The organism is Sandaracinus amylolyticus (genome assembly GCF_021631985.1).
Classification (GTDB): Bacteria; Myxococcota_A; Polyangia; order Polyangiales; family Sandaracinaceae; genus Sandaracinus; species Sandaracinus amylolyticus_A.
On sequence record NZ_CP070226.1, the window covers coordinates 135,147 to 156,243 of the forward strand.

The window sequence follows — 21,097 nt, forward strand, 5'->3', positions numbered from 1 at the left end:
CGCTCCTCCCAGGAAAGAACCCATGAACGAACATCCTCTCTACGGTCGCCCGGTCGGCGAGCACTCGGGGCGCTTCGGCGCCGGCGGGTGGCTCTGGTACATCGGCGGAATCCTCGTCGCGGCCGGCGTGATGAACACTGGTCAGGGCGCGCTCGCGTTGTTCGGCGGAGCGCCCGATGCGCTGACGAAGATCGGCATGGGTGTCGTCGCGGGCGCGATCGGCGCCGCGATCCTGCTCGTCGCGGTGATGCGGTGGCGCCAGCACGTCGTCGTGTACGAGCGAGGGCTCGTGTACGCGAAGCTGCTGGGCCAGCAGCAGGTCGCGTTCGCCGACGTCACGCGCGTCGAGCTCGTGCGCGAGCACTCGAAGATGGGCACCGACGAGACGATCCACATCGCGCTGCGCGACGGTCGCGAGGTCTCGATCGGCAGCGTCACGAACATCGATCAGCTCGCCGGATGATCCGGCACGCCCCCTGAACCGAGCTCGGAGAGACAGACCGATGACCTACTTGATCCCCCTCGTCGCGCTCGTGGCCGTCGTCGCGTTCATGGTCCTGCAGCGCCAGCGTCTCGCACAGGCGGGCCAGACCTACGCTCCATTCGAGCTGAGCAAGCTCGCGCCCCGTCTGGGCCTGCAGATCGTCAACGGCGACCCCGGCGCGAACATCATGCTCGCGCCGCACAACACGGTCGGGACGCGCATCTCGGACGACAAGCCGTACGAGTGGAACGTGCGCCTGCAGGGCTCGCCGCGCGGTCGCCCCGTCGACTTCCTCTACTACCACCGCCGCGAGCGCCAGACCGGCCTCGTCGAGATCAAGTACACGTACTACGACGACGCGTTCATCGCGGTGCAGCTGCGCCCCGGCGCGCCCGAATTCGAGCTCGTCTCGAACCAGAGCAGCCTCGGCGCGATCTCGCGCCGTCACCCGTGGCCGGTGCAGCGCTCCGGGGATCCGAACGTCGGTCGCGAATTCACGATCGCCGCGAACGATCCGAGCGTGGGCGCGAAGCTCGCGCCGTTCCTCTCGCGCTTCGATCCCGCGCTGCGCGCGTACGGCATCCACCTCGAGTCGCACGGCGGATGGCTGCGCTTCCGCGCCGACGGCAAGCACACGAGCGGGAACTTCTACTTCATCGAGCAGATCGTCCCGGCGCTCGAGCAGATCGCGGATCGCCTCGAGCAGCCCTGATTTCCCGGGCGGGACGTGCGCTACGGATTCCGTAGCGCACGCCCGTGATACCGTCGTCGCGTGGGTGAATTCGACGACCTCGACAACGAGAAGACGCTGGTCGAGGAAGCGCAAGCGGCGACGTGCGCGACGAGGAGGCGGCGACGACGACGTGAGTGGGAACCGAGATCGATCACCATCTGGCTGCCGTCGGGGCCCTGCGCCCGAGCGCGTAAAAAAGATACGGTGGGCCGCTCGCCGCGCTCGGACGTCCGTACGCCGATCTCGCTCCAGCCGCGCGCGGGGTGATCCGCTCGAGAAGGCGGATTACCGCGGCTGCAGCCGCCGTCAAACGGGGTCGGAAGCGCTGCCAGGGAAAGACGAAGGCCGACCCGGACCACCGACGTGGCGAGTTCCCAATAGTTTCCGCCGGCCTCGTCGCAGAGCGCCTCCAAGGGGCACGCAGGCCAGGCGGCAGGCACCGAAAGACAACGACCGACCCGAGGACCCAGCCGAGGCCCCGGAACAGCCGCGCAGTGCGGCATCGCGCTCGAGGCGAGGATCTGCTCGCTCGCGCCCGAACACTCACCGGCTCGCCAGCGGACACCTCACTGAATGCGAAATTCCAGACGTTGAGAGCGATACCGTCCGAGAGAGGCTTCGACAGAATACACTCCTGGCTCGGCCGGTAACCGGAAGAACCGAACCAAATCGATGTGAAACTGGCTGAGTTCTCCCCCAGCTTTGATCGCGTGCTCGCGCGCTGAGGCGCGCCCGAATGAGCGTCGCTCCGGTGCCCAGCTCCGCGCATTGCGCCAGCGCGCTTCGAGGCCCGCGATTCGAGCGGGTCAAGCGCGTAACAGCAATTGCTCGAATACGACCGGCACCAGTACGGGTAGTAGGCGCTGGTGCTGCTACATCCTTCCTGGTTCAGAACGAGCCGCTCAGTGAGAACGCTGCGCCGCCCTCCGTGGGCGCCGCACCGAAGCTGATGCTCTGCCGCTCACGCCAGGCGCGGCGGCGGACGCCGGAGTCGACGTCGAGCGCGATCGCAGGCACATACAAGAGCAGGCCGAGCGCCGCTGCCGAGAGCGACACAACCGCGCCGATCAAATAGCCGCCGCCGTCGCACGAGCCACCGAACGCGCAGCCGATCGAGTGGCCGACGGCTACGATCGTGCCCGCCGCAAGCCCTCCGACGTGAAGCACAGTCGCCGTCACGTAGAGCGCCGTCGCCGCCTGAGCCTCGGCATCGATCGACGCGAGCTCGGCATCCGCCGAGACGTCGACCTCCAGCGTCGCCGGATCGATCGCGAGCGTCGCGCGATCGAACGTAAGTGTCTGCGCGCTCGCCGAGCTTGCCGAAGCCACGATGCAGATGAACGCCGCGAAGAATCCGAGTCGAGAAAACATGACGAATGAGACCTCCTGCGCGCCGCGTCACGCATCGCGCGTGCCGCGAGTAAAACGGCAGTCCGCAGGGTGCGCGTGTAGGAACCGACACGCCGGACCGTGCAATCCGTGTGCGGCCCTCCCACGCGCACGAGCGAGCCTGTATGTTGTCGAACCGCAAAGTGCGGTTTCTTCGCCACATGCCGCGGCCGATCGCGGTACGCGAGAGGGACCAGTCCCTGCGGAACTCTGGCCCACTGCCCGGCCGGCTTCTTCGAGCTCATCAGCCGCGGCTGTTCGCACGCGCATCACGAGCCGAGCATCGCGGGGCGCGTCGTACGCTGCGGCCAGCTCGGCGGGCCCGCTTCTCACCGCAGCGGGGCGTCAGCGCATCTGATTGCGCCAGAGGAGACGGTAGAGGTACGCGCGGTCGAGCTCGGCGCTGCGCGCGGCGGCGGTGATGTTGCCGCCGTGCTTCGCGATCAGGCACTCGAGATAACGCACCTCGAACTCGCGCAGCCATTCGTCGCGCTGCGTCCGATAGGGGCGATCGGGATCGATCTGCGGCTTATCTTCCTGGAGCTGCCCGTCGATGACGGGCACGGCGCGCCACTGATCCGTGGTCCGTACGCGAGGAGACCTAAGGCCGCGCGACCGACTGTGCATGACGACTCTCTCCTCGGTGCGGGTGCGTAGCGCCTTGCCAGCGACAACTCGGCCTGTCTTGAAGACCGCAATCACCACGATGCGCGTACCCGACCACAAGCGTTCTGCCGCATCGGAATTCGATCGTGTGCAGGTATGTCGCGCGCCGGCAGCAATCGCAGTTACGGACGCTGCGCAGATACGGGCGCTCCCGCACGCGGTCTCACCGTGCGATGTCGAGCCGGAACGCTCCCGATTGAGAGGTCGAGATCGCCGAAGCGCGTGGCCAGCGTCGCGTCGACGGATGCGAGCGCGACACCATGCGCGCCCACCGCAAGCGCGAGATAGACTCGCCCGGCTGACCCGAAGCGAAGAGTGCCCATGCAGACCGACTCTCAAGCTCAGAAAGCGAACCCCGTGCCGTGCTCGAATCCGCGCGCATCGGACCCGCGCGCCGCTGAAAATCGCACGATTTGCGCAACTCGCACTCGGTTAATGTTGAGCGCAAAGCAGCGATGTTGCGTGCAACGCAACATTTGACGAGAGGCTCGTCGGACCGCCCGTGGTTATGCCACCACAATGTGCCGACGGCACTCATGCATTCTCGGGTGCATCGGATCGGTCCTAGTCTTGCTCAGCGAGCGCGACATGAGATTGGCGTGCGCAGTTCGTTCCGCTCTTCTCGGCACTCTGATCGCCGCATCGCTGGCTGGATGCGCTTCCGATGCCGAGTCGTTCGACATCACACAAGAACGATGCGAGGCTGCGGTCGGCGAGCAGAATGCCGATCCCGAATGTGATCAAATCGCCGACCCCGCTGGGCTGTGCCGAGCGATCGTTGCTGCAGCGGATCGGTGCGCGATGGAGATCGATGCAGTCTGGCGGTGCGCCGACGCGCAGGATGACCTGTGCACTTCACCGCCGACCGCCCGGTGCGTCGACGAGAACAACGCGTACGTCGACTGCATCCTCGACACCGCCGAGTGATTACGCCCGCGAGGCCGGTCCAATCGCCCGCGCGCCCCGCGCGAGGAGCAAAGGAAAGAGCGCGGTCCATGATCTCCGCGACGCACGCGCGCGCCGGCCCGAGCTCACCGTCGACGACGACGGCTCGCGCCGGTCGCTCGCCGCGCTCGTAGCGGACGCGCGCACGGAGCGTGCCCCGAGAGAGGATCCCTCCCCGTTCGCCCGCACAGCGCTCCACGCGATCGAGGAGGCCGGTCGTCGCCTGCTCAACCGCCGCGATCGAGGCGACGCGGTCCTCCGGCGGGGCGTCGCCGTCGACGGCGCGCACGCTCTGGACGAGGAGCGTCGGCACGCGCGGAGGCGGCAAGATGTCGGCGCGCGTGGCGGCAGTAGCGGCGAGCAGGGTCGGAGTGTGAGGGCGAGGCTCGAGAGGGCGCGCATGGTCCGAGCTATGGTTCGCGCCGAACACTGCGGGCCGCCCGCCGTATGGATGTTCGCGCCGAACACCCGACCGCACACGGGGTTCGCGCGCATCAACGGAGAACGGAGAACGGGTTGACACGAGCGATCGATCTCCGTCGCTGGCGTCCGCAGCGTCGCCAGCCACGCGAGCCATTGCGAATCGGTCAGCGTGAACGCGTGCCGTGGCTCGCAGCCGCCCGCGAGCGCGCGAAGGCGATCGACGCGAGCGTCTTCCCACTCGGCCGGGTAGAGGCGCAGCACGAGCGACGCGTGTTGCACGCTGCGCCGCGCGACGAAGAGCGCCGCGAGATCCGGTGACCACCGCGGGAGCGTACCGCATCAAGCGCGCAGTGAGAGCGCGTGCGATCGCGTCGAGCTCGCCCGGCGGGACGCGCCGCCCGAGCTCGTCGGCGGCGCCCAGCCGCGCGATCGCGTCGACCGCGAGAGGCCCGCCCGCGATCGCCAGCTCGACCAGCGCGCGGACCTGTCGGCGCGCTCGCGCTCGTGCTTCTTGTGCTCCTGGAGCAGCTCCTTCATGAGCCGCTCGGCGACGCCGATGCTGTCCTGGCGGTTGGTCGCGATCACTCGACGCACTGTCCGAAGGTACGCAAGCTGTTGTTGGCCACTTCGCACTCCTCCTCGCCCGACTGATCCTCTGCTTCGACTTCGAAGAGTCCGCTCGCGTCAAGAGACGCCGCGCACTCCACCCGCGTGCATTGACCCGAGTCGAGCGTCGCGATCGTCACCTCACACCCGGGAGTGCGGGATTCGCCATCCGCGCCTACCGCGTAGAACGACACCGCGATCCCATCTTCGAGATCTTGGTTGCCGCGGTTGCAGATGGTCGCCGACAGGTCGGTCGTCGCACTCGTATCGCCGCAGTACGCAGAGATCGATTGAACCGTCACATCGGCGCTGGGCTCCGTCGAGTCGGGGAGGCGCTGCACGTTCTGACGGAAACTATTAAGCCTCGGGGTCAGCCAGTACGGCCTGGTCTCACTCGTGCGAGGGATTACGCCGTCGTCGCCGACGTTGGTCACGTGATACGCGTGCTGGTTCCAGATCGGACGCGAGCTGGCCCACAGACCATTGGCACCTTCGTAGATCCGAATTCCGGGTTCGCAGCCCACGTGCTGAGCGCGGCACACGTTGCCAGTCCCTCCGGGTGTGCCCTCGAGCGGCGCCGAGCACAGGTAGTTCGCGGGGCACTCCGTGTTGCTGTCACAACGGCAGAACCCTTGATCACACACGCCGCCGGTCGGGCAGTGGCTGTCCAGCTCGCACCGCACGCCGCGATCGATCGGATCGACGAGAGGGCAGGCGGGCCCCCCGGCGCCGGAGGCACAGCGATCGCTCGAGCCCACGACGAACTCCGCGGGGGAATCGCCATCGACGTTCGCGACAACCTGGTTCTCCAGCCAGGTCCACGAAGCACGGCCCTGTGAGAAGAGCACGTCGCCATTCCGGCCGTCGTACACGCGTGCGAAGCATTCGTCTGCGTACACGACCTCGGCTCGGCCATCGTAGTTGAAGTCGAACACCGACGATCCCGTGCGGTTGCTCGACTGATCCTGCGCGACTTGCGACCACAGTTGCCGCAGCTCGAAGCCACCGCCGGTCGCCGGTTCGAGCTTGAACACCTCGTAGGCGATCCCGCCGGCGACGCCGATCTCGACTCCGGGGAGACCATCGAAGTCAGCGACCGTGGGCGGGCCTCCCGTGTATCGGAGGGTAGGCTCGTTACCCTCAAGAACGATCGTCGCGAGGGCGGTGCCCCCGAGCCCACCCTGACCTTCGAGCGTGGTCACGAACACCGAACCGTTCATCACCACGACGATCTCGGGCTCGTTCGCAGGCCGGCCGGGAACCTCGGCCAGCTCGGCGACGGCCACGTAACCAGAGGGCACACCGACGCCCCATCGGTAGACGTCGTCACGGACGAATCGACGATTGGCGCGATCGTACTCCCACGTGTAGTTGCCAGCGACGACTTCGGCTTTTCCATCGCTGTCGAAATCACCGATCACCATCGCCGCGCCGTTGGTGGCAATGACGGGATACGAGACCGAAGGAGTGCTCTGATCGACCACGGTCGTGATTCGAACTCCGTCCGAATCCCACACCGCGCCCTCGAAGAACACCTCCGGAACACCGTCGTCGTTCAGGTCGTACAGCGACACGCCGCCCCACAGGCAGTCATTGGGGCGACCCCACTCGGACGGCCCCCACCTGTCCGGCGTTTCTTCGTCAGAAAGGGTGGTGCTCCACCTTCGGGTGATCGAAGTCGTTCCGCCGACGCTGTCCACGTTGAACGCCACGAGGCCGCCGCTCGCAGCCGCGGCGATGATCTCGGGGCCGTTGTGAGCCTCGGGATCGAGGTCACCGATTGCCGGTGTGACTGATGGGTGCAACAGCCACGCTCCGTCGTAGAAAACTGCCTGCTGCCGGCAGTCGTCGCCATCGAGGACGCGGAGGACCCCTTGACCTGTACAACCCGCAGTGGAGGGGACCCCGACGTACACGATGCTCGCGTGCGTGGGCTCCGTCGGGTCGGCGGAAGGAATGCCCAGATTCGCTACGAGGGGGGTGTGACGGATGCTAATCGCATTCGGCATGGGATCGCCCGTCGGCGCGCGCTCGAAGGCGCACTGGAGCGACGGCAGCATTGGACCTGGAGGGGGCGGTTGGGCGCACCCTTCATTGGTCCCTCCGTCTCCGTAGGGCCGGCAGAACCCATCGACGCACCGGGAGTCGCCGGGACACGGATGATCCTCGTCACACGCTGCGGCCCAGGCATCGACCGGCGGCCGACCGGCGTCGCGGGAGCCACCGTCCGAGCCGGGCACGGAGCCGTCCATGTGGCTCTGCATGCCGCCGTCTTCGCCGTCGTCGGGCAGCCCGTTCTCGTCGCCGCAACTGCACCCCGAAACGGCAGCTGCGGTCAGCGCGAGCGCCGCCAGCGGAACCAGAGGGCCTCCACGAAATGCTGCGCGACGTCGTCCAGGGTCGCTCAGCATCGATCGCTCGTCGTTCATCTTTTCTTGCTCCCGCCCCGGTGCTCGACTGCGGCTCGTGACCTCGTTGCGAGCTTTGTCGAAGCCTCGTGTACGATTGTTGCGCTTCAGCAAGAAGCACGCCCGACAGCAGGTATCTCTCGCCGCCGAGAATAGGAGGCGAACTACGCTTTTCGTCGACGGACCCGCACGGCACGGCAAGCCGAGAAGGTTCCGTCTCGGCGGTCTCCGTCCTGGGATGTTGACTGCTGCGCAACATCGACGCTGAATCGTCGACGGCGGGGTCGGAATCGAGCGTCCCTGGCTTTCCTGGGGACACGAGACCCTCGATGTGAAGTTGCCCGCAAGACGGACACAGCGCGGGCAGCGTCCTCGATCGACGCGTCGCTCGGTTCAGCTACGACAGGGCGGTGGCGCACGCGGGCAGCGAGACGACGACGCTCGAAGAGCTGCGTGCGCGGGTCCTGAGCCTCGAGACCACCCGCCCAACCTTCGACATCACGACCTCGTTGTGAAGCAGGGCTCACGCAGCGGCTACAATCAGCTTCGACATGTGCGCATGTCCCTTGAGGCGGCGGAGGCCGCGCTCGACCTCGAAGGTGCCAGCGGCCGTCCAGCGCAGAATCATCGAACGACCTCGCCACGTTTGACGCGCTTGGAGATCGGTCTCGCGGGCACGGAATAGGTGTTGTGTGCGACGCGGTTCTCGCGCCCATGTCGTTGCGTCTGACCTGCGCTCTGGTCGCCGTTGTCTGGGTCCACCCAGAGGTCGCCACTGCGACGCCACGCGTTCCCGCGCTAGGAGACTGCTTCGAGAGCGTCGACGCGTTCGTACAGCAGACCTGGGGCGCCGCGGCGCTGGGCGACGAGAACATTGTTCGCCGTATCGCTGCGCCGATTGACGACGGCAGCGTTTGGGTGGTGGACCAGACCGCGACCGCGAACCCGTCGTGGTTCCTGCTCCAGCCCCGTCTCAACGACACCTCGGCGCTCTGCCTCTCGCTGCAGCTCGACCACGCCGCACACGCCGAGATTACCCGCGTGCGCGCCGGCTGGCGCATCGAGGCTGTCGAGCAGGCGCCTCCCGGATTCGCGGCGCGGCGCTGGCGCTACTTGCGTCGTGATGGAACGCCACGGTTCCGCCTGGTTGGGTGCGAGGCGGTGCTCGCTCTGCCCGACGGCGGCGTGGAGCGCTCGCAATGCTCCCGCGACGATTGATCCCCCCGAGTCTGAACACTCATAGGCTCGCAGCCTGGACCGCGAGACCCTCGCCGCATAGACGGGGCTCGGCAGCGCGTACTTCCGACCGTGTTGTGCGGCGCGAGCATGGGGATCGCCGTTCACGATCGAGAAGGCCGAGACGTGGCGCGAGCTTGCTCAGCTCGAAGGGCGCGTAGGTCTGTCCGGCCTGCGCGAGCCGCTGTCGCTGCAGGATCAAGAACGCGACCACGACGACGATCACGACGAGGGGCATCAAGTAGGTCATCTGACGGTCTCTCTCCGAGCGGTCAGGGCGCGTGCCGGATCATCCCGGCGAGCTGATCGATGTTCGTGACGCCGCCGATCGACACCTCGCGTCCATCGCGCAGCGCCACGTAGATCGTCTCGTCGGTGCCCATTTTCGAATGCTCGCGGACGAGCTTCACGTGCGTGACGTCGGCGAACGCGACCTCCTGGCGACCGAGCAGCTTCGTGTGCACGAGCCCGCGCTCGTACACGACGACCTGCTGCCGCCACTTCGTCGCGCAGTACAGCAACATCAGCGCGCCGATCGCGCCGGCGACGACGCCCATGCCGATCTTCGTCAGCGCGTCGGGCGCTTCGCCGAACAACGCGAGCGCGCCCTGACCAGTGTTCATCACACCGGCGACGACGAGGATCCCGCCGACGTACCAGAGCCAGCCGCCGGCGCCGAAGCGCCCGCGTGCTCACCGACGGGTCGACCGTAGAGAGGATGTTCGTTCATGACAACGATTGGAGATCACGCGTGGGGAGCAAGCCGCGACGAACACGAGGAGGTCCGACGTGCACTCCGAGAAGCCGAACGCGAAGAGCCGTACATCACTTCTGCGTCGATGCGGGTTGGGACACGAGCACGCGGGCCTTCTCACGGATTGCCTCGACCGGGTCGGACGCGGCGATCGCACGTAGTGATACAGCCCAGCGCTCGACGTCGTGTCTTTGCACCCCGTGCACGGCCGCCGCGCGAACGTTGGGGCTCGCGTGCTCGAGCATGAGCGCGATCAGCTCCGCGCATCTCTCGTTCGGGACCTCGACCATCGCGAGCAACGTAGTGATTGCGTGCGTGCGCTGCGGCACGTCGAGCTCGTCCGCCTCAAGCACATGCACGAGATCGTCCGCGCAACGAACCGGAAGCAAGAACCCGAGAATATTCACGACCAACTCGGCCTCCTCGACCGACGTACTCTCGATGCACAGAAGCCACGGGACCGGTCCCGTCACGCGCACGACTGATCGCGCGAGCGCAGCGACTTCCCACGACTCGTCCGAGGTGGAGCGTCCGACGTGCGACGCGTCGACAAGCGGCCAGCGCAGAGCACGAAACGCCCGGTCGATGTCGCTCTCGTCGAAGCCTCCGTCGAGCCCGACGGTGATGCGGTGTTGGAGCAATCGCGGAGACGATTCGGTGATATCAACCATGTGTGCGCGCGAATGCGAGAGTCGTGCCGCGCCGAGAAGCGAGAGAGCGCGGTGTGCGGCGCCCGTGCCGTCGCGACGCAGACAGCACTGTTGCTGATCCGACATCAATGTTCGCGTCTTCAGCGTGTGCGTGGCGTGCGCCAGAATCGCACTGGGGATCGGACCGAATCGAGCACGGTGGAGAGTCGCCGACCCGCACACGTCGGCCGCCACGTTGCGACAGCTTTGGTGTACTTGTTGCGTAGGTCGGTTCGCGCGATGGCGATGGGAGTCCGACACTGTGCATGGCATTGGGTCCCTCGTCGCATCGAGGGCCGCGCGAGCACTCGACATGCGCATCGCGACCACCCGCGCGAATGGAGGACAGTCGATGCCATACGACCTGGCCGATGACGACGAGCAAGCGACCGTGCCGAACAGGCGGCTCGCCGCGCTGCGGCGAGAACCGTTCGCGGAGAGCGTCGGAGCGGCCCTCGAGGTCGACTCATCCAGTGATGTGATCGGCCCGCCCGGAATGGTGCTCGTGACCGCCGGTGCGCGGCAGTCATGGCTCGACGTAACCGAGGTGACGAATGTCGACTACGCGCAGTTCGTGCGCGATGGAGGCATGCCGCCCCTGCATTGGTGCGATACACGCCCTTCGCTTCAAAGCCTGTGGTGGCCTGTCGTTGGTATCAGCCTCGTCGAAGCGTGGCAGTACGCCGAATGGGCCGGAAAGCGGCTTCCCACGCGGAGCGAATGGCTCGCGGCTGCGCGCGGCCCGGGCGGCGCACCGTTCCCGTGGGGCGGGTGGGACCCTCAGCGCTGCAACTGCCCCGAGGCTCGTTTCGGCGGCGTCTGCCGCGTCGACCGCTTCCCGCGTAGCGCTTCGCCGATCGGCTGCCTCGATCTCGTGGGCAACGTGCGGGAGTGGGTCTGTAGCGAGCCCGATGATCCCCCGGTTCCACCCGGGCACGCGTGGGCGCTCGGAGGCTCTTACCGGGCTGCGTGCGTGCGCGACGGTGCGATCGCCTCGTCGATCGTGCGCGCGCACTCGCGTCTTCCCGATCTAGGATTCCGCTGCGCACTCGACGCATGACGAGAAACGCAAACCTCTGTCAACCGACTGGAAGATCACGTCAGCGGGTACGCGTAAGCGACCAGTCCTGCGGAGCTGCACCGCCGCGCGTGCACCAGGGCGGTCCTCGTCGCGCAGCATCACCACCGCGCGCAGCTTGCGATCGACGCCCACGAACACGACGCTCAGGCCCCCGCTTCCCGGCGCGCTCCGCGTCGACGTCGCCGACCGCGATGCTGATGCCTCGTCGAGCAGGAGCTGGCGGCTGCCCACGACATCGCCTCGCTCGCCGCGCCGACCGCGGTGATGCCGCGGCCCGGCACCTGGGTGACGCGCCGCACCGCGCCCTTCGCGATGCGGCGGCGCTCGACGTGGCGGAGGATCGCGCGCGCGATCGGGTTCCCCTCGAGCGATGCCTCGGCGGCTGAGGCGAGGCCCAGCGCTTCGTCGACCCGAGCCTTCGCCGATCGCGGCGGCGGCGAGCGAAGCGCCCGCGAGCGCGAGGCGCGCGTCGTGTCCGTCGGAGAACGAGAGCAGCGCGGCCACGCACGCGAGCGAGGCGCCCGACGGCGCGGTCGCCCCACGCGAGCCATCCCGCGTCGCGCCAGAGCGGCAAGGGCCTGCGCGCGCGAGGATGGAGATGGAGATCAGCGGTACGGCGCGAAGCGTCCGGTGCTCTCTCGCGAGGCGTTGAGGTGCTCGATCTCGCAATCGGAATAGGCATCGGCGGAGCCCTCGGGGAACTCCTCGCGCACGAAGCGCTCGATCGCTTCACGCGCCGAGCGGCCCACGTCGTCCTCGCTCGCGTCGTCCCACAGCTCGAAGAGCGCGCGGCGGCGATCGGCGGCGGGACGTGAGGCGGCCCAGATTCGCCGGACGCGCGCGCGCAGTCGGGGCAGCGCCGCCGCGCGCTCGCGCGCGGCGTGCGCGTCGGTCAGTCGATCGCGGAGCTCCTCGGTCTCATCGAGGAACCGCAGCCGCTCCGCGGCGTTCGGATCCTGTCCCGCGGCGCGCATCGCCGCGCCCTACGCGTCGAACGTGCCACCGATTCCGAACCTGGCATCGGGCGGGTCGATGGTGGCGATCGCTCCGCCCGGCTCGGAGAGGAGCTCGGGCAGCGCGGAGGTTCCGTCGGGCGCGCGCACCTGGTTCGGATCCATCGAAATCGCGGTCAGCGGATCGATGATCGGAGCGAGCGGCTCCACGAGATCGGCGAGCGCGTCGGGGAGCTCCGGGTCGCGCCGCGGCTCGACCGCCGCGCCCGAGCCGTCGGTCTGCATTGGATCGCGGGCCCCCAGCGCGACGTGGTCGCGATCGCCGAACTGCACCGACCCGTCGGGCCGGATGACGGCGGTGAAACCGACGCCGCGATGCACGTAGCTGCCGTCGGGCCGGCGCACGAGCTCGATCGGTGTGTGCGTGATGTGGGCCTTGTCATCGCGCGCGCGCGCGCAGCTCGGCGTCGAGCCGCTCCTCGATCGCGCGCTCGGCGCGTGCCGCGTCCGCTTCGGGCGTGCTCGGTCCGATCGACAGCAACGCGCCCGCGACGTGCTCGGGATCGAGCAACGGGAACTCGGCTGTTGCGTCCGGCGCGGTCCGCGGCGTGTCGGTCGACGGTGCGTCCGTCGCGGACGTCGCGGCGCCGAGCGTCGTCCGCGCGTCGGTGGCGGATGAGCCCGGGTCGATCGTCGATGGCTCCCACCGCGCGGGTCGATCCGATGAAGCCCGACGGGCACGCACGCGCCCGGACACCTCGGTCCCTGCGACGCCGTCCCGCGGGCGAGCGAGCGCGAGGTCACCCGAGCGCTCCGCGATCGTCAGCTCGAACACGTCAACGTCCGCGCCGGCGTCTCTGCGCGGAGTCGATGGCTCGCCCCACCGAGCGCTCGGCACGACGGCCACGGCGACGACGTGCGCGCCCGCCGAGAGCACCCACGGCAAGAGGCGCGGCGCCGTCGCTCGTCTCTGCACGTCGCGACCTGAGCACGCCGCGCGCCCGATCCATTCCCCTCGTCACACCAGCGCGCGCACGCCGCGGCGATACACGAACGCGAGCGGGGGGCGCCACTCCCGCCGAGCACGACGCTGCGCATCGCGGGTGGCTGCGCTTCCGCGAGCACGTAGGTGCCGCGCACGGTGCGGAAGAACGCGCGCTCGCCGTCGACCTCCTCGCGATCGATGCTCACGTTAGAAGCCGCGCATGCGCATGCGCAGGAACGACGGCAGCGTCGGGCCCTCGGGCACGCCCGCATCGGCGCTCGCCTCGACGACCGGCGCGACCACGCCGGGAGGCACTCTGGCCCAGAGCGCAGCCTGCTTCTTCGAGCTCATCAGGCGCGGTTGTTCGCGCGCGCATCACGAGCCGAGCACCGCGGCGCGCGTCGTACGCTGCGGCCAGTTCGGCGGGCACGCTTCTCACCGCAACGACCGCGGCGTCAGCGCATCTGGTTGCGCCAGAGGAGACGGTAGAGGTACGCGCGGTCGAGCTCGGCGCTGCGCGCGGCGGCGGTGATGTTGCCGCCGTGCTTCGCGATCAGGCACTCAAGATAACGTACCTCGAACTCGCGCAGCCATTCGTCGCGCTGCTTCCGATAGGGGCGATCGGGATCGATCTCGAGCGGGGCGCGGGCGGCCGTCGATTCGGTATCGCGCTCCGATCGCGCACCGGCGCCGAGAGGCGCGGCCTCGTTCAGCGTGACGCAGCGCTCGAGGTAGTTGCGCAGCTCGCGGACATTGCCCGGCCATTCGTATCGCTGGAGGCTTTCCAGGAATTGCCGCGATTGAATGAACGCGGGCACCACGCCGTGACGCGAGGAGAGCAGATGCTCCACCAGGATCGGGATGTCCTCGAGACGCTCCCGCAGCGGCGGAAGCTGAATCTCCACCACTGCGAGCCGGTAATAGAGGTCGGCGCGGAATCGTCGAGCCGCAACCTCGTCGCGGAGATCGCGATTCGTCGCCGCGATGACGCGAACGTTGAAGGGCAGGTACGCGTGCGCCCCAACTCGCTTCACGCGGCGACTCTCGAGCACGCGCAAGAGCTTCGGCTGGAGGTCGATCGGAAGCTCGCCGACCTCGTCGAGGAACAACGTGCCTCCGTTGGCGGCCTCGAGCGCTCCGATGCGCTGAGCGCCCGCGCCGGTGAACGCTCCGCGCTCGTGCCCGAACAGCTCGCTCTCGAGGAGAGTCGACGGAATCGCACTGCAGTCCACCACCACGAACGGTCCTTCCGAGCGCGCACCGCGCTCGTGGATGGACTCCACGGCGGCTTCCTTCCCCGTTCCAGTCTCGCCGGTCAGAAGAATTGTTGCGTCGGACGGTGCAGCACGCTCGAGCCGCGCGAAAACGCGCTGCATGACTTCCGAGGTTCCGACGAGCGTTCCGAAGGAGTTCACGCTCGAGCGCGGCTCGAGGTCACCCGGGGATTCGGAGTCGATCGTGTATGAACTATTCTCGACGTACTGCACGAGGCCCTACTATCCTCGGTAACTTTGGAATGAGGATAGAACGAGTCGAAAGAATGTTCCGGCGACAGTGCGCATGCCGCGTCGGACGGAACGGGTCAGTCAACCCGTCGCCGCGCACCAGCTCGACGCCCGCGGGAGCACCTGCGTCGCACGCTCGGGCGATCGCACCAGCGCACGCCCGCGCCGCGCATCGCGAGCGCGCGCACCTCGCCGCCGACGATGCCCGTTGCGCCGAGCACCAGCACGCTCACGCTGCACCCACGGCGATGGTGCGGAGCCCGTCCGCGAACCGTTCGTACTCGGGCTGCCATCACCAGCGCAGCAGCACCTTCACCGGCCACGGCACGACCGCGTCGACCATCTCGCGGTCGCGCGACGTCGGGGAACGCGACCCAGGGCAGGGCGAGCGCGAGATCGGCCTCGAGCGCGCGGCGCGTCGAGATCAACACGTCCACGTGGAACCGCCCTGAGCACCACCAGATGTGTCCGGGTGGCTGTCGACGACGAGCTCACGGTGCGAGGGGAAGCCCCGTGATGCAGGAGCCCTCGCGGCGGAAGTCGATCACGCGAGCGCGCGCGGCGCTTCGACGAACGCGCCGAATCCGCGCGCGCCGAGCTTCTTCTGGTACTCGGCCTCGATCGCGCGGTTGATCGGCGAGGAGCTCGGGCGGGATCGAGCTCGAGCAGGAAGCGGTCGGACCCGACGGCACGTGCGCGACGCGCTCGATCTCGCGGAGCTGCCGCGCGCGAGCGCGTCCCGATCTCGACATCGGAGCATTCTGCAGAACGGTCGGGGGGTCGCTCTGCGCAGCGCTCGAGGTCGGCGCCGCAGCACGCCGACGAGCGCGAGGCTCCGGCGGTGCGCTATGGGCGCGGTCACCCAGAGCGCTGCGCTCACGATGCGCGCCAGCTCGAAGGGACGCCGCAGCAGCACCGCCGCCGCAGCACCGACGCTACCCTGCGCGGGGTGGGATACGCCTCCGGTGCGGGAGGTCGTGTACACTGCCAATCATCAGGGCGACGCAACGAGCGTTGGACGCAGGCGGTCCAAGTCCGACGGATCGCCATCCCCGACCTGCCCGTGACTATTGCTGCCCCAGCACCAAGCCTCGCGAGCGTCGGTCACGGCGCAAACGTGCCACTGGCTGATGTCAATTTGTAGAACATCAATGAGTTCCGCCCGGACCGGCATTGCCGAGGACGTGTTACCGCCGTCACCGAGCTGCCCTTCGGACCCCGCGCCGACGCACGAGAGTGTACCGTCTAGAGCCGCGACGCAGGTCGTCGAGTAGCCCAGTGCAAAAGCGCGCGCCGGCACGGTGAACCGGTTTGCGATGACCGGCCGTAGAGCGCTCTCGCCTCTGCGATCGTTCCCGAGCTGCCCGAGGTGGTTACCGCCCCAGCAGAGAAGCTCCGCGCCGGCGCCGCTGCGAAGCGCACAGGTGTGCGTACCTCCGCAGGCAATCGCCGTCACGCCGTCGAGCACGCCTGTCCCAGGAGAAGCGCTCAGCACTGGTGATGCCGGCGCCCACGCCGCGCTGCCGTTCCCGAGCTGGCCATCTCTGCCATACCCCCAACACCATACCGAGCCGTCGGCACGGAGTGCACATGCGTGGTTGTACCCGGCCGCGATAGCCACCGCGTCAGCCATTCCCGGCACCTCGATTGGCGCCTCGTGCGAGGCCCCGTCAGGAGCGAAGCCGAGCTCGCCGTTGAAATTAGCTCCCCAGCACCAGACTCGGGCAGAGTCCGCTTCCAGCGCGCAAGTGTAGTTCCCCTTCGCGGCGATAGCGGATATTCCAGAAAACGCTGTGGCGTCGCGATGCAAGACCGGCATCGCCACAGGCGAGAGAGCCTCCGGCCCGGACATCCCGTTCCCGAGCTCGCCGTACTCTGACGATCCCCAACACCACACGGAACTGTCGTTGCGCAGGGCGCAGGTGTGCTTGTAGCCACCAGCGAGCAGCACCGCGCCCTCCAGAACCGTGCCACCCGACACGCGAACTTCTAGGGGCGTCGCCGAACGGAGCCCCGACCTCCCGTTCCCGAGTTGCCCTCGTGCGTTGTCGCCCCAGCATACGACCGTCGCGTCCCTACGTAGCGCGCACGAGTGCTCGCGTCCTACCACGACCTGGATGGGATCGGCGCATTGCCCATCTCTGCACCGCATCCAACTGCAGTGGTCCCCACACGAAGAGCAATGCTCGCGCGTCCCCAGGTCGCACCCACTGCCGCCGCCGTCCGGTGAACCCGCGTCCCTGCGGCCGGCATCACCGCCGTCTGCGACCCTACCGGCGTCCACGCCAACGCTGCCCCCGTCTTCGCGATCGAATTCGCCACCGTCAGGCCCGGCCTCGCGTGTGTGGCGCGGGTGAGAAAGGAAGCAACCGCCGGTGCTGGCGAGCGTGATCGCTGCCATCGCGATGAACGCGAGTTCTCGCGGTCTTTGATCTTGCACTTTCTGGTCGTTCGTCGGCACACGGTGCCCCGCGAGCGAAGCGCGTGCCAAAGGTCCGACGCGCGAACAATTGGGGCCATGACCACGTAACTCGGCGGACCGAGTTCAATCCGTGGTCCGAATACGACCGTGGTTGCCTGCGAGTGGGTTTCGCGTTCAGCAACCGTGTTGTCTGTGCATCAACACGCAGAGCAGCCATGTCGGCCCTGCTCTCGATCGGCGTCCTCGTCGCACTGCGCCTCGCAGGTAGCCGGCACCGATCACAGAGCGCCTCGAGGCGCCCACACATATCCGCGCTGGTGGTTCCGGAAAATCTGAGCTGAATCGTTCCGGAAAATCTGAGCTCCCTCGGAGGAGGGAGCGCGGATGAGGCTGCTGGTGATGGCGATGGCGCCATGCTGTTCGGGACGGTGGCGGTGAGTGGAGCCGACGGGCGCGGCGCGGGGGACATGCTTCCCCTGCTCAAGCGCCATGAGATTCAGGTCTTGCTCTCGGTCGGCATCCCGCTTGAGGTCATCGAGGAGCGGACCGGCGCGTCGATCGCGACGATCAAGCGCATCCGCGACGAGGCGCCGGTCGAGCACGTCGACGATCGCGCCGAGCATCGCAAGCGCGGCATCGGCCGACCGTCGAAGACCGCACCGTTCGCCGACGACGTGCGCGCATGGCTGGAAGAAGAGCCGGAGCTGCCGACGCAGGAGCTGCTGCGACGCGCGCTCGACAAGGGCTACGACGGCGGCAAGAGCGCGTTCTACGCGCTGGTCGCTGCATCTCGTCCCGCGCGCACTGCGCCCGTCGTTCGGTTCGAAGGACTGCCCGGCGAGCTCTCGCAGCACGACTTCGGACACGTCGACGTGCGCTTCGTCGATGGCACGAAGAAGCGCGTTCACTTCTTCGCATCGCGCCTCAAGTACTCGCGCTTCGTCGCGGTGACGCTCGTGCCGAACGAGCGCGTCGAGACGCTGGTGCGCACGCTCGTCCGGCACTTCAACGAGTTCGGCCGCGTGCCGCTGCTCGCGGTGTTCGATCGACCGCGCACGATCGTGAGCAAGAGCGGACCTGGTCGCGAGGTAGAGCAGTTCAACACGACGTTCGCCGAAGTGATGCTCGAGCTCGGCGTCGGCGCGGAGATGTGCGCGCCGCGCAGCGGCAATCAGAAGGGCTCGGTCGAGCAGCTGGTGAAGTGGGTCAAGAGCTCGTTCTTCAAGTGGCGCAAGTTCGCGGACGAGCGCGACCTCGAAGCACAGCTCGCGGCGTGGGTGCGTCAGGTGAACTTCGAGACGCCGAGTCGCGCGACGTCGGAGATTCCGGAAGCGCGCCGTCAGAAGGAGCTGCCGCGTCTACGCCCGGTGCGCCTGACTCCCGAAACGCTGGCGCTGCGCGTGCCGGTGTTCGTCGGTCCGACCGCCGAAGTGATGTTCGAAGGACGCGCGTACTCGATGCCGCCGCAGGCCGCGAACGTGCCCGGCACTGCGTTCGTCTACGAAGATCGACTGCGCATCGTTGCGGGTCGCTACGAGGCCGAGCACGTGCGCGGCAAGCCCGGCGATCCGCCCGCGTCGCTGCCGCAGCATCGCGCCGACAAGCTCGCGGCGGTGCACGGCGCGCGAGCGCGCCTCTACGAGATGCGCGAGCAGCTCTTGCGCCTCGGCCCGGATGCGCTCGCGCTGCTCACTGCGCTCACGCACCGCGCACCGACGCGCTCTGCCGAGCACGTCGAGCGGCTCTACGCGCTGTACGAGGAGCACGACGACGACGCGATGCGCGCCGCGATCTCGCGTGCCGTCGTACGAGGCACGCTGACCGTCAGCGCCGTGCGCGAGGCACTATCGTCGAGCGACCCGAGCGAAGGTCGAGCGCGAGCTCGACCGCACGCGCGAGGCGCAACCGCGCGCACCACTGTTACCGCGCACGCTGGATGCGGGACGATCGCTCACGCTGGGTGATGGCCATCGGCGACCGTGACCGCTGCCCGTCACGCCGACGATGGGCATCACGAGCGTGAGCGACGCCAATCGCGCCGACGATGGGCATCACGAGCGTGAGCGACGGCCCTCACGTCGACGATGGGCATCGTCGACGCGAGGGAGCACCGGTATCGTCGTGTGCGTGCGTCGACCTATCACGGCGAACGATCTCGCTAGGTCCGCGGCTTTTTATTCTTCGCTTTGCCGGCCGGCCGCTTCGCGGGCTTCTTCGCCGCGTCCATCGTTGCCGTTGTGCGCTTGAGCTTGCTCGGCTTTGCCTGCGGCCCGGCGAGCGCGGCAGTGTGGGCTCTCTTGGTCCATGCGGCGAGGCACACGGGATCGTCATGAAATGTCGGAGGGACGAGAATCCAGTGGGCCATTGTCCGTTCGCCTGCAGTCCAGGGGACGGCCCCAGGGGTCGCCAAAAGCTCCTCGTAGTGAGCTCGATCGGGCAACTTCAGACCGATCCGGCCCGCTTTCCAGATGAGACCGTAGATCTCATCTCCTGCGAAGAAGCCATCGCAGCCGAACATCCGCCTCTGGGCGACCTTCGGGAGCGGAATAGAGGCGTCTTCAAGGAGACTGCGGAGCGCTTCGAGGTCAGCGTATTTCGGGGTTGACATGGCTCGCCACTTCGTTTCTTGCGCGTGCGCGCGATGGAGTCTCGCGCTCATTATCACACCTCGCGCTCGATGCGACGGAGGACGTCGCCGAGGGTCCTGCCCGGCTCGTCTTCGAACACGTCTTCGAGCACATCGAGCGCAGCGATTCGATCGAGTCGGAAATGTCGGAAGTCCTCGCGCAGCTCGCAGAACGCCGTGACCGACCACGCGTGGCCCCAGAACGAGAGCCCGAGCGGCCGGATCACCCGTGTGTCCGCACGTCCATCCTTCCTCACGTATTCGAGGCGGACCTTGCGCTTCTGGCCTATCGCGGCGCGCAGCTCGCGGAGACCGCGGCGCTGCTCGGTGCGAACGTGGAACGTTGGCGCCGAGAGCGTCGTCTCTTCGGGCACGGCTCGGAGCGTGTCGGGGACGACCGCACGGATTCGCTCGAGCGCGGTCTTCGCGGAGCGAGCCAGGTCGGGATCGCCCCACGCGAGCACGACTCTCGTGCCAAGCGCGAGCGCGACAAGCTCCTCGCGCGTGAACGTGAGGGGCGGTAGCTCGAATCCGCGCTCGAGCGCATATCCGACACCCGCCTCGCCGGTGATCGGCACCCCGGACGAGACGAGGTCCTTCACGTCGCGGTAGATCGTGCGCTCGGAGACCTCGAGCTCGTGAGCCAGCCACGCCGCGGTGGAGAGGCGACGCCGACGGAGGAGCTGGACCAACGAGAAGAGCCGATCCGCGCGACGCACGCGGTCAGCTTCGCACGAACGCCGCCATCTCGGCCGCGACGGGGATGGGCTGGTTCACGTAGAGCCCGACCCCATTCGGGTCGAGCACGACGAACGAGCGATCGCCCCACGGGTTATCCTTCGGCGCGCCGAGGACGCGCACGCCTTCGCGCGTGAGCCGCGCGTGCTCCTTGTCCACATCGGCGACCTCGAACGCGTAGCTCAAGCCACCTGCGAAGGTCGGTTCTCCGGGGTGCGGGGCGCGGAACGCGAGCTGGAAGGGGCGCTTCGCGTCGCGTGAACGGAAGCCGATGTAGTGCTCGGAGTCCCAGGTCAGCTCGAGCCCGAAGTGCTCGAGGTAGAACGCGCGCGTCTCTTCGATCCGATTGGTGAGGACACAGGGAATCAGCGACTCGATCGACATGGGTGATCTCCTCGCGGCGCGTGTGTTTGTCGGCCGCGCCGGTGTGATAGCGACCCCCTGCTGACAGCGT

23 protein-coding genes are annotated in these 21,097 nt (G+C 68.0%); 7 read left to right on the top strand and 16 right to left on the bottom strand.

Going from position 1 to position 21,097, the window contains the following annotated elements; all coding sequences use genetic code 11:
* The first annotated feature begins 22 nt into the window (after positions 1–22).
* Positions 23–463, top strand: coding sequence for a hypothetical protein (locus I5071_RS46185; protein WP_206607024.1), 441 nt, complete (start codon positions 23–25; stop codon positions 461–463).
* A gap of 40 nt (positions 464–503) precedes the next feature.
* Positions 504–1,196, top strand: coding sequence for a hypothetical protein (locus tag I5071_RS46190; protein WP_206607025.1), 693 nt, complete (start codon positions 504–506; stop codon positions 1,194–1,196).
* Between the two features lie 909 nt (positions 1,197–2,105).
* Here the strand turns inward: I5071_RS46190 and I5071_RS46195 are convergent.
* On the bottom strand, positions 2,106–2,588 hold the full coding sequence (locus I5071_RS46195; RefSeq protein WP_206607026.1) for a hypothetical protein: 483 nt from the start codon (positions 2,586–2,588) through the stop codon (positions 2,106–2,108).
* Between the two features lie 363 nt (positions 2,589–2,951).
* Positions 2,952–3,170 carry a hypothetical protein gene (locus tag I5071_RS46200; protein ID WP_236607761.1) on the bottom strand — a complete coding sequence of 73 codons (219 nt, stop codon included), beginning with the start codon at positions 3,168–3,170 and terminating at the stop codon, positions 2,952–2,954.
* Positions 3,171–3,842: 672 nt separating this feature from the next.
* Here I5071_RS46200 and I5071_RS46205 point away from each other — a divergent pair.
* Positions 3,843–4,199, top strand: coding sequence for a hypothetical protein (locus tag I5071_RS46205; RefSeq protein WP_206607028.1), 357 nt, complete (start codon positions 3,843–3,845; stop codon positions 4,197–4,199).
* A gap of 465 nt (positions 4,200–4,664) precedes the next feature.
* Entirely contained in the window at positions 4,665–4,958 is a 294-nt protein-coding gene (locus I5071_RS46210) for a hypothetical protein (protein WP_236607762.1), read from the top strand.
* Between the two features lie 21 nt (positions 4,959–4,979).
* Here the strand turns inward: I5071_RS46210 and I5071_RS46215 are convergent, their stop codons facing one another.
* Positions 4,980–5,234, bottom strand: coding sequence for a hypothetical protein (locus tag I5071_RS46215; protein ID WP_236607763.1), 255 nt, complete (start codon positions 5,232–5,234; stop codon positions 4,980–4,982).
* Entirely contained in the window at positions 5,222–7,306 is a 2,085-nt protein-coding gene (locus I5071_RS46220) for an FG-GAP repeat domain-containing protein (RefSeq protein WP_236607764.1), read from the bottom strand. Before I5071_RS46220 ends, I5071_RS46215 begins: the two co-directional genes overlap by 13 nt.
* A 1,062-nt stretch (positions 7,307–8,368) precedes the next feature.
* On the opposite strand from I5071_RS46220, the gene I5071_RS46225 reads away from it, so the two are divergent.
* Positions 8,369–8,872, top strand: coding sequence for a hypothetical protein (locus tag I5071_RS46225; RefSeq protein WP_206607030.1), 504 nt, complete (start codon positions 8,369–8,371; stop codon positions 8,870–8,872).
* Between the two features lie 19 nt (positions 8,873–8,891).
* Here the strand turns inward: I5071_RS46225 and I5071_RS46230 are convergent, their stop codons facing one another.
* From I5071_RS46230 to I5071_RS46240, 3 genes are all read right to left on the bottom strand, one after another.
* Entirely contained in the window at positions 8,892–9,140 is a 249-nt protein-coding gene (locus tag I5071_RS46230) for a hypothetical protein (RefSeq protein ID WP_206607031.1), read from the bottom strand.
* Positions 9,141–9,162: 22 nt separating this feature from the next.
* Entirely contained in the window at positions 9,163–9,513 is a 351-nt protein-coding gene (locus I5071_RS46235; protein WP_206607032.1) for a hypothetical protein, read from the bottom strand.
* A gap of 202 nt (positions 9,514–9,715) precedes the next feature.
* On the bottom strand, positions 9,716–10,528 hold the full coding sequence (locus I5071_RS46240; RefSeq protein ID WP_236607765.1) for a hypothetical protein: 813 nt from the start codon (positions 10,526–10,528) through the stop codon (positions 9,716–9,718).
* 157 nt (positions 10,529–10,685) lie between these two features.
* Between I5071_RS46240 and I5071_RS46245 the strand changes: the two genes are divergently transcribed.
* A complete protein-coding gene (locus I5071_RS46245) occupies positions 10,686–11,393 on the top strand; it encodes a formylglycine-generating enzyme family protein (protein ID WP_236607766.1) in 708 nt (235 codons plus the stop codon).
* A gap of 626 nt (positions 11,394–12,019) precedes the next feature.
* Here I5071_RS46245 and I5071_RS46250 read toward each other — a convergent pair.
* The 6 genes from I5071_RS46250 to I5071_RS47170 all read right to left on the bottom strand — a co-directional run bounded on the left by I5071_RS46250 (position 12,020) and on the right by I5071_RS47170 (position 17,258).
* Positions 12,020–12,388, bottom strand: coding sequence for a hypothetical protein (locus I5071_RS46250; RefSeq protein ID WP_206607035.1), 369 nt, complete (start codon positions 12,386–12,388; stop codon positions 12,020–12,022).
* 9 nt (positions 12,389–12,397) lie between these two features.
* Entirely contained in the window at positions 12,398–12,772 is a 375-nt protein-coding gene (locus I5071_RS46255) for a hypothetical protein (protein ID WP_206607036.1), read from the bottom strand.
* A 34-nt stretch (positions 12,773–12,806) separates the two neighbouring features.
* Positions 12,807–12,938 carry a hypothetical protein gene (locus I5071_RS46785; protein ID WP_268921269.1) on the bottom strand — a complete coding sequence of 44 codons (132 nt, stop codon included), beginning with the start codon at positions 12,936–12,938 and terminating at the stop codon, positions 12,807–12,809.
* A gap of 621 nt (positions 12,939–13,559) precedes the next feature.
* Entirely contained in the window at positions 13,560–13,703 is a 144-nt protein-coding gene (locus tag I5071_RS46260) for a hypothetical protein (protein WP_206607038.1), read from the bottom strand.
* Positions 13,704–13,807: 104 nt separating this feature from the next.
* Positions 13,808–14,839, bottom strand: a complete 1,032-nt coding sequence (locus I5071_RS46265; RefSeq protein WP_206607039.1) for a sigma-54 interaction domain-containing protein — start codon at positions 14,837–14,839, stop codon at positions 13,808–13,810.
* 1,012 nt (positions 14,840–15,851) lie between these two features.
* Entirely contained in the window at positions 15,852–17,258 is a 1,407-nt protein-coding gene (locus tag I5071_RS47170; RefSeq protein ID WP_419249705.1) for an RCC1 domain-containing protein, read from the bottom strand.
* A gap of 434 nt (positions 17,259–17,692) precedes the next feature.
* Between I5071_RS47170 and istA the strand changes: the two genes are divergently transcribed.
* Positions 17,693–19,243, top strand: a complete 1,551-nt coding sequence (gene istA / locus I5071_RS46270; protein WP_206607042.1) for an IS21 family transposase — start codon at positions 17,693–17,695, stop codon at positions 19,241–19,243.
* Between the two features lie 194 nt (positions 19,244–19,437).
* On the opposite strand, the gene I5071_RS46275 is transcribed toward istA, so the two are convergent.
* The 3 genes from I5071_RS46275 to I5071_RS46285 are packed head-to-tail and all read right to left on the bottom strand — an operon-like array spanning position 19,438 to position 21,027.
* A complete protein-coding gene (locus tag I5071_RS46275) occupies positions 19,438–19,887 on the bottom strand; it encodes a TfoX/Sxy family protein (protein ID WP_206607043.1) in 450 nt (149 codons plus the stop codon).
* A 53-nt stretch (positions 19,888–19,940) separates the two neighbouring features.
* Positions 19,941–20,624, bottom strand: coding sequence for a helix-turn-helix transcriptional regulator (locus I5071_RS46280; protein ID WP_206607044.1), 684 nt, complete (start codon positions 20,622–20,624; stop codon positions 19,941–19,943).
* Positions 20,625–20,628: 4 nt separating this feature from the next.
* Complete coding sequence (locus tag I5071_RS46285; RefSeq protein ID WP_206607045.1) at positions 20,629–21,027, bottom strand: VOC family protein; 399 nt, start codon at positions 21,025–21,027, stop codon at positions 20,629–20,631.
* Between the last annotated feature and the right edge of the window lie 70 nt (positions 21,028–21,097).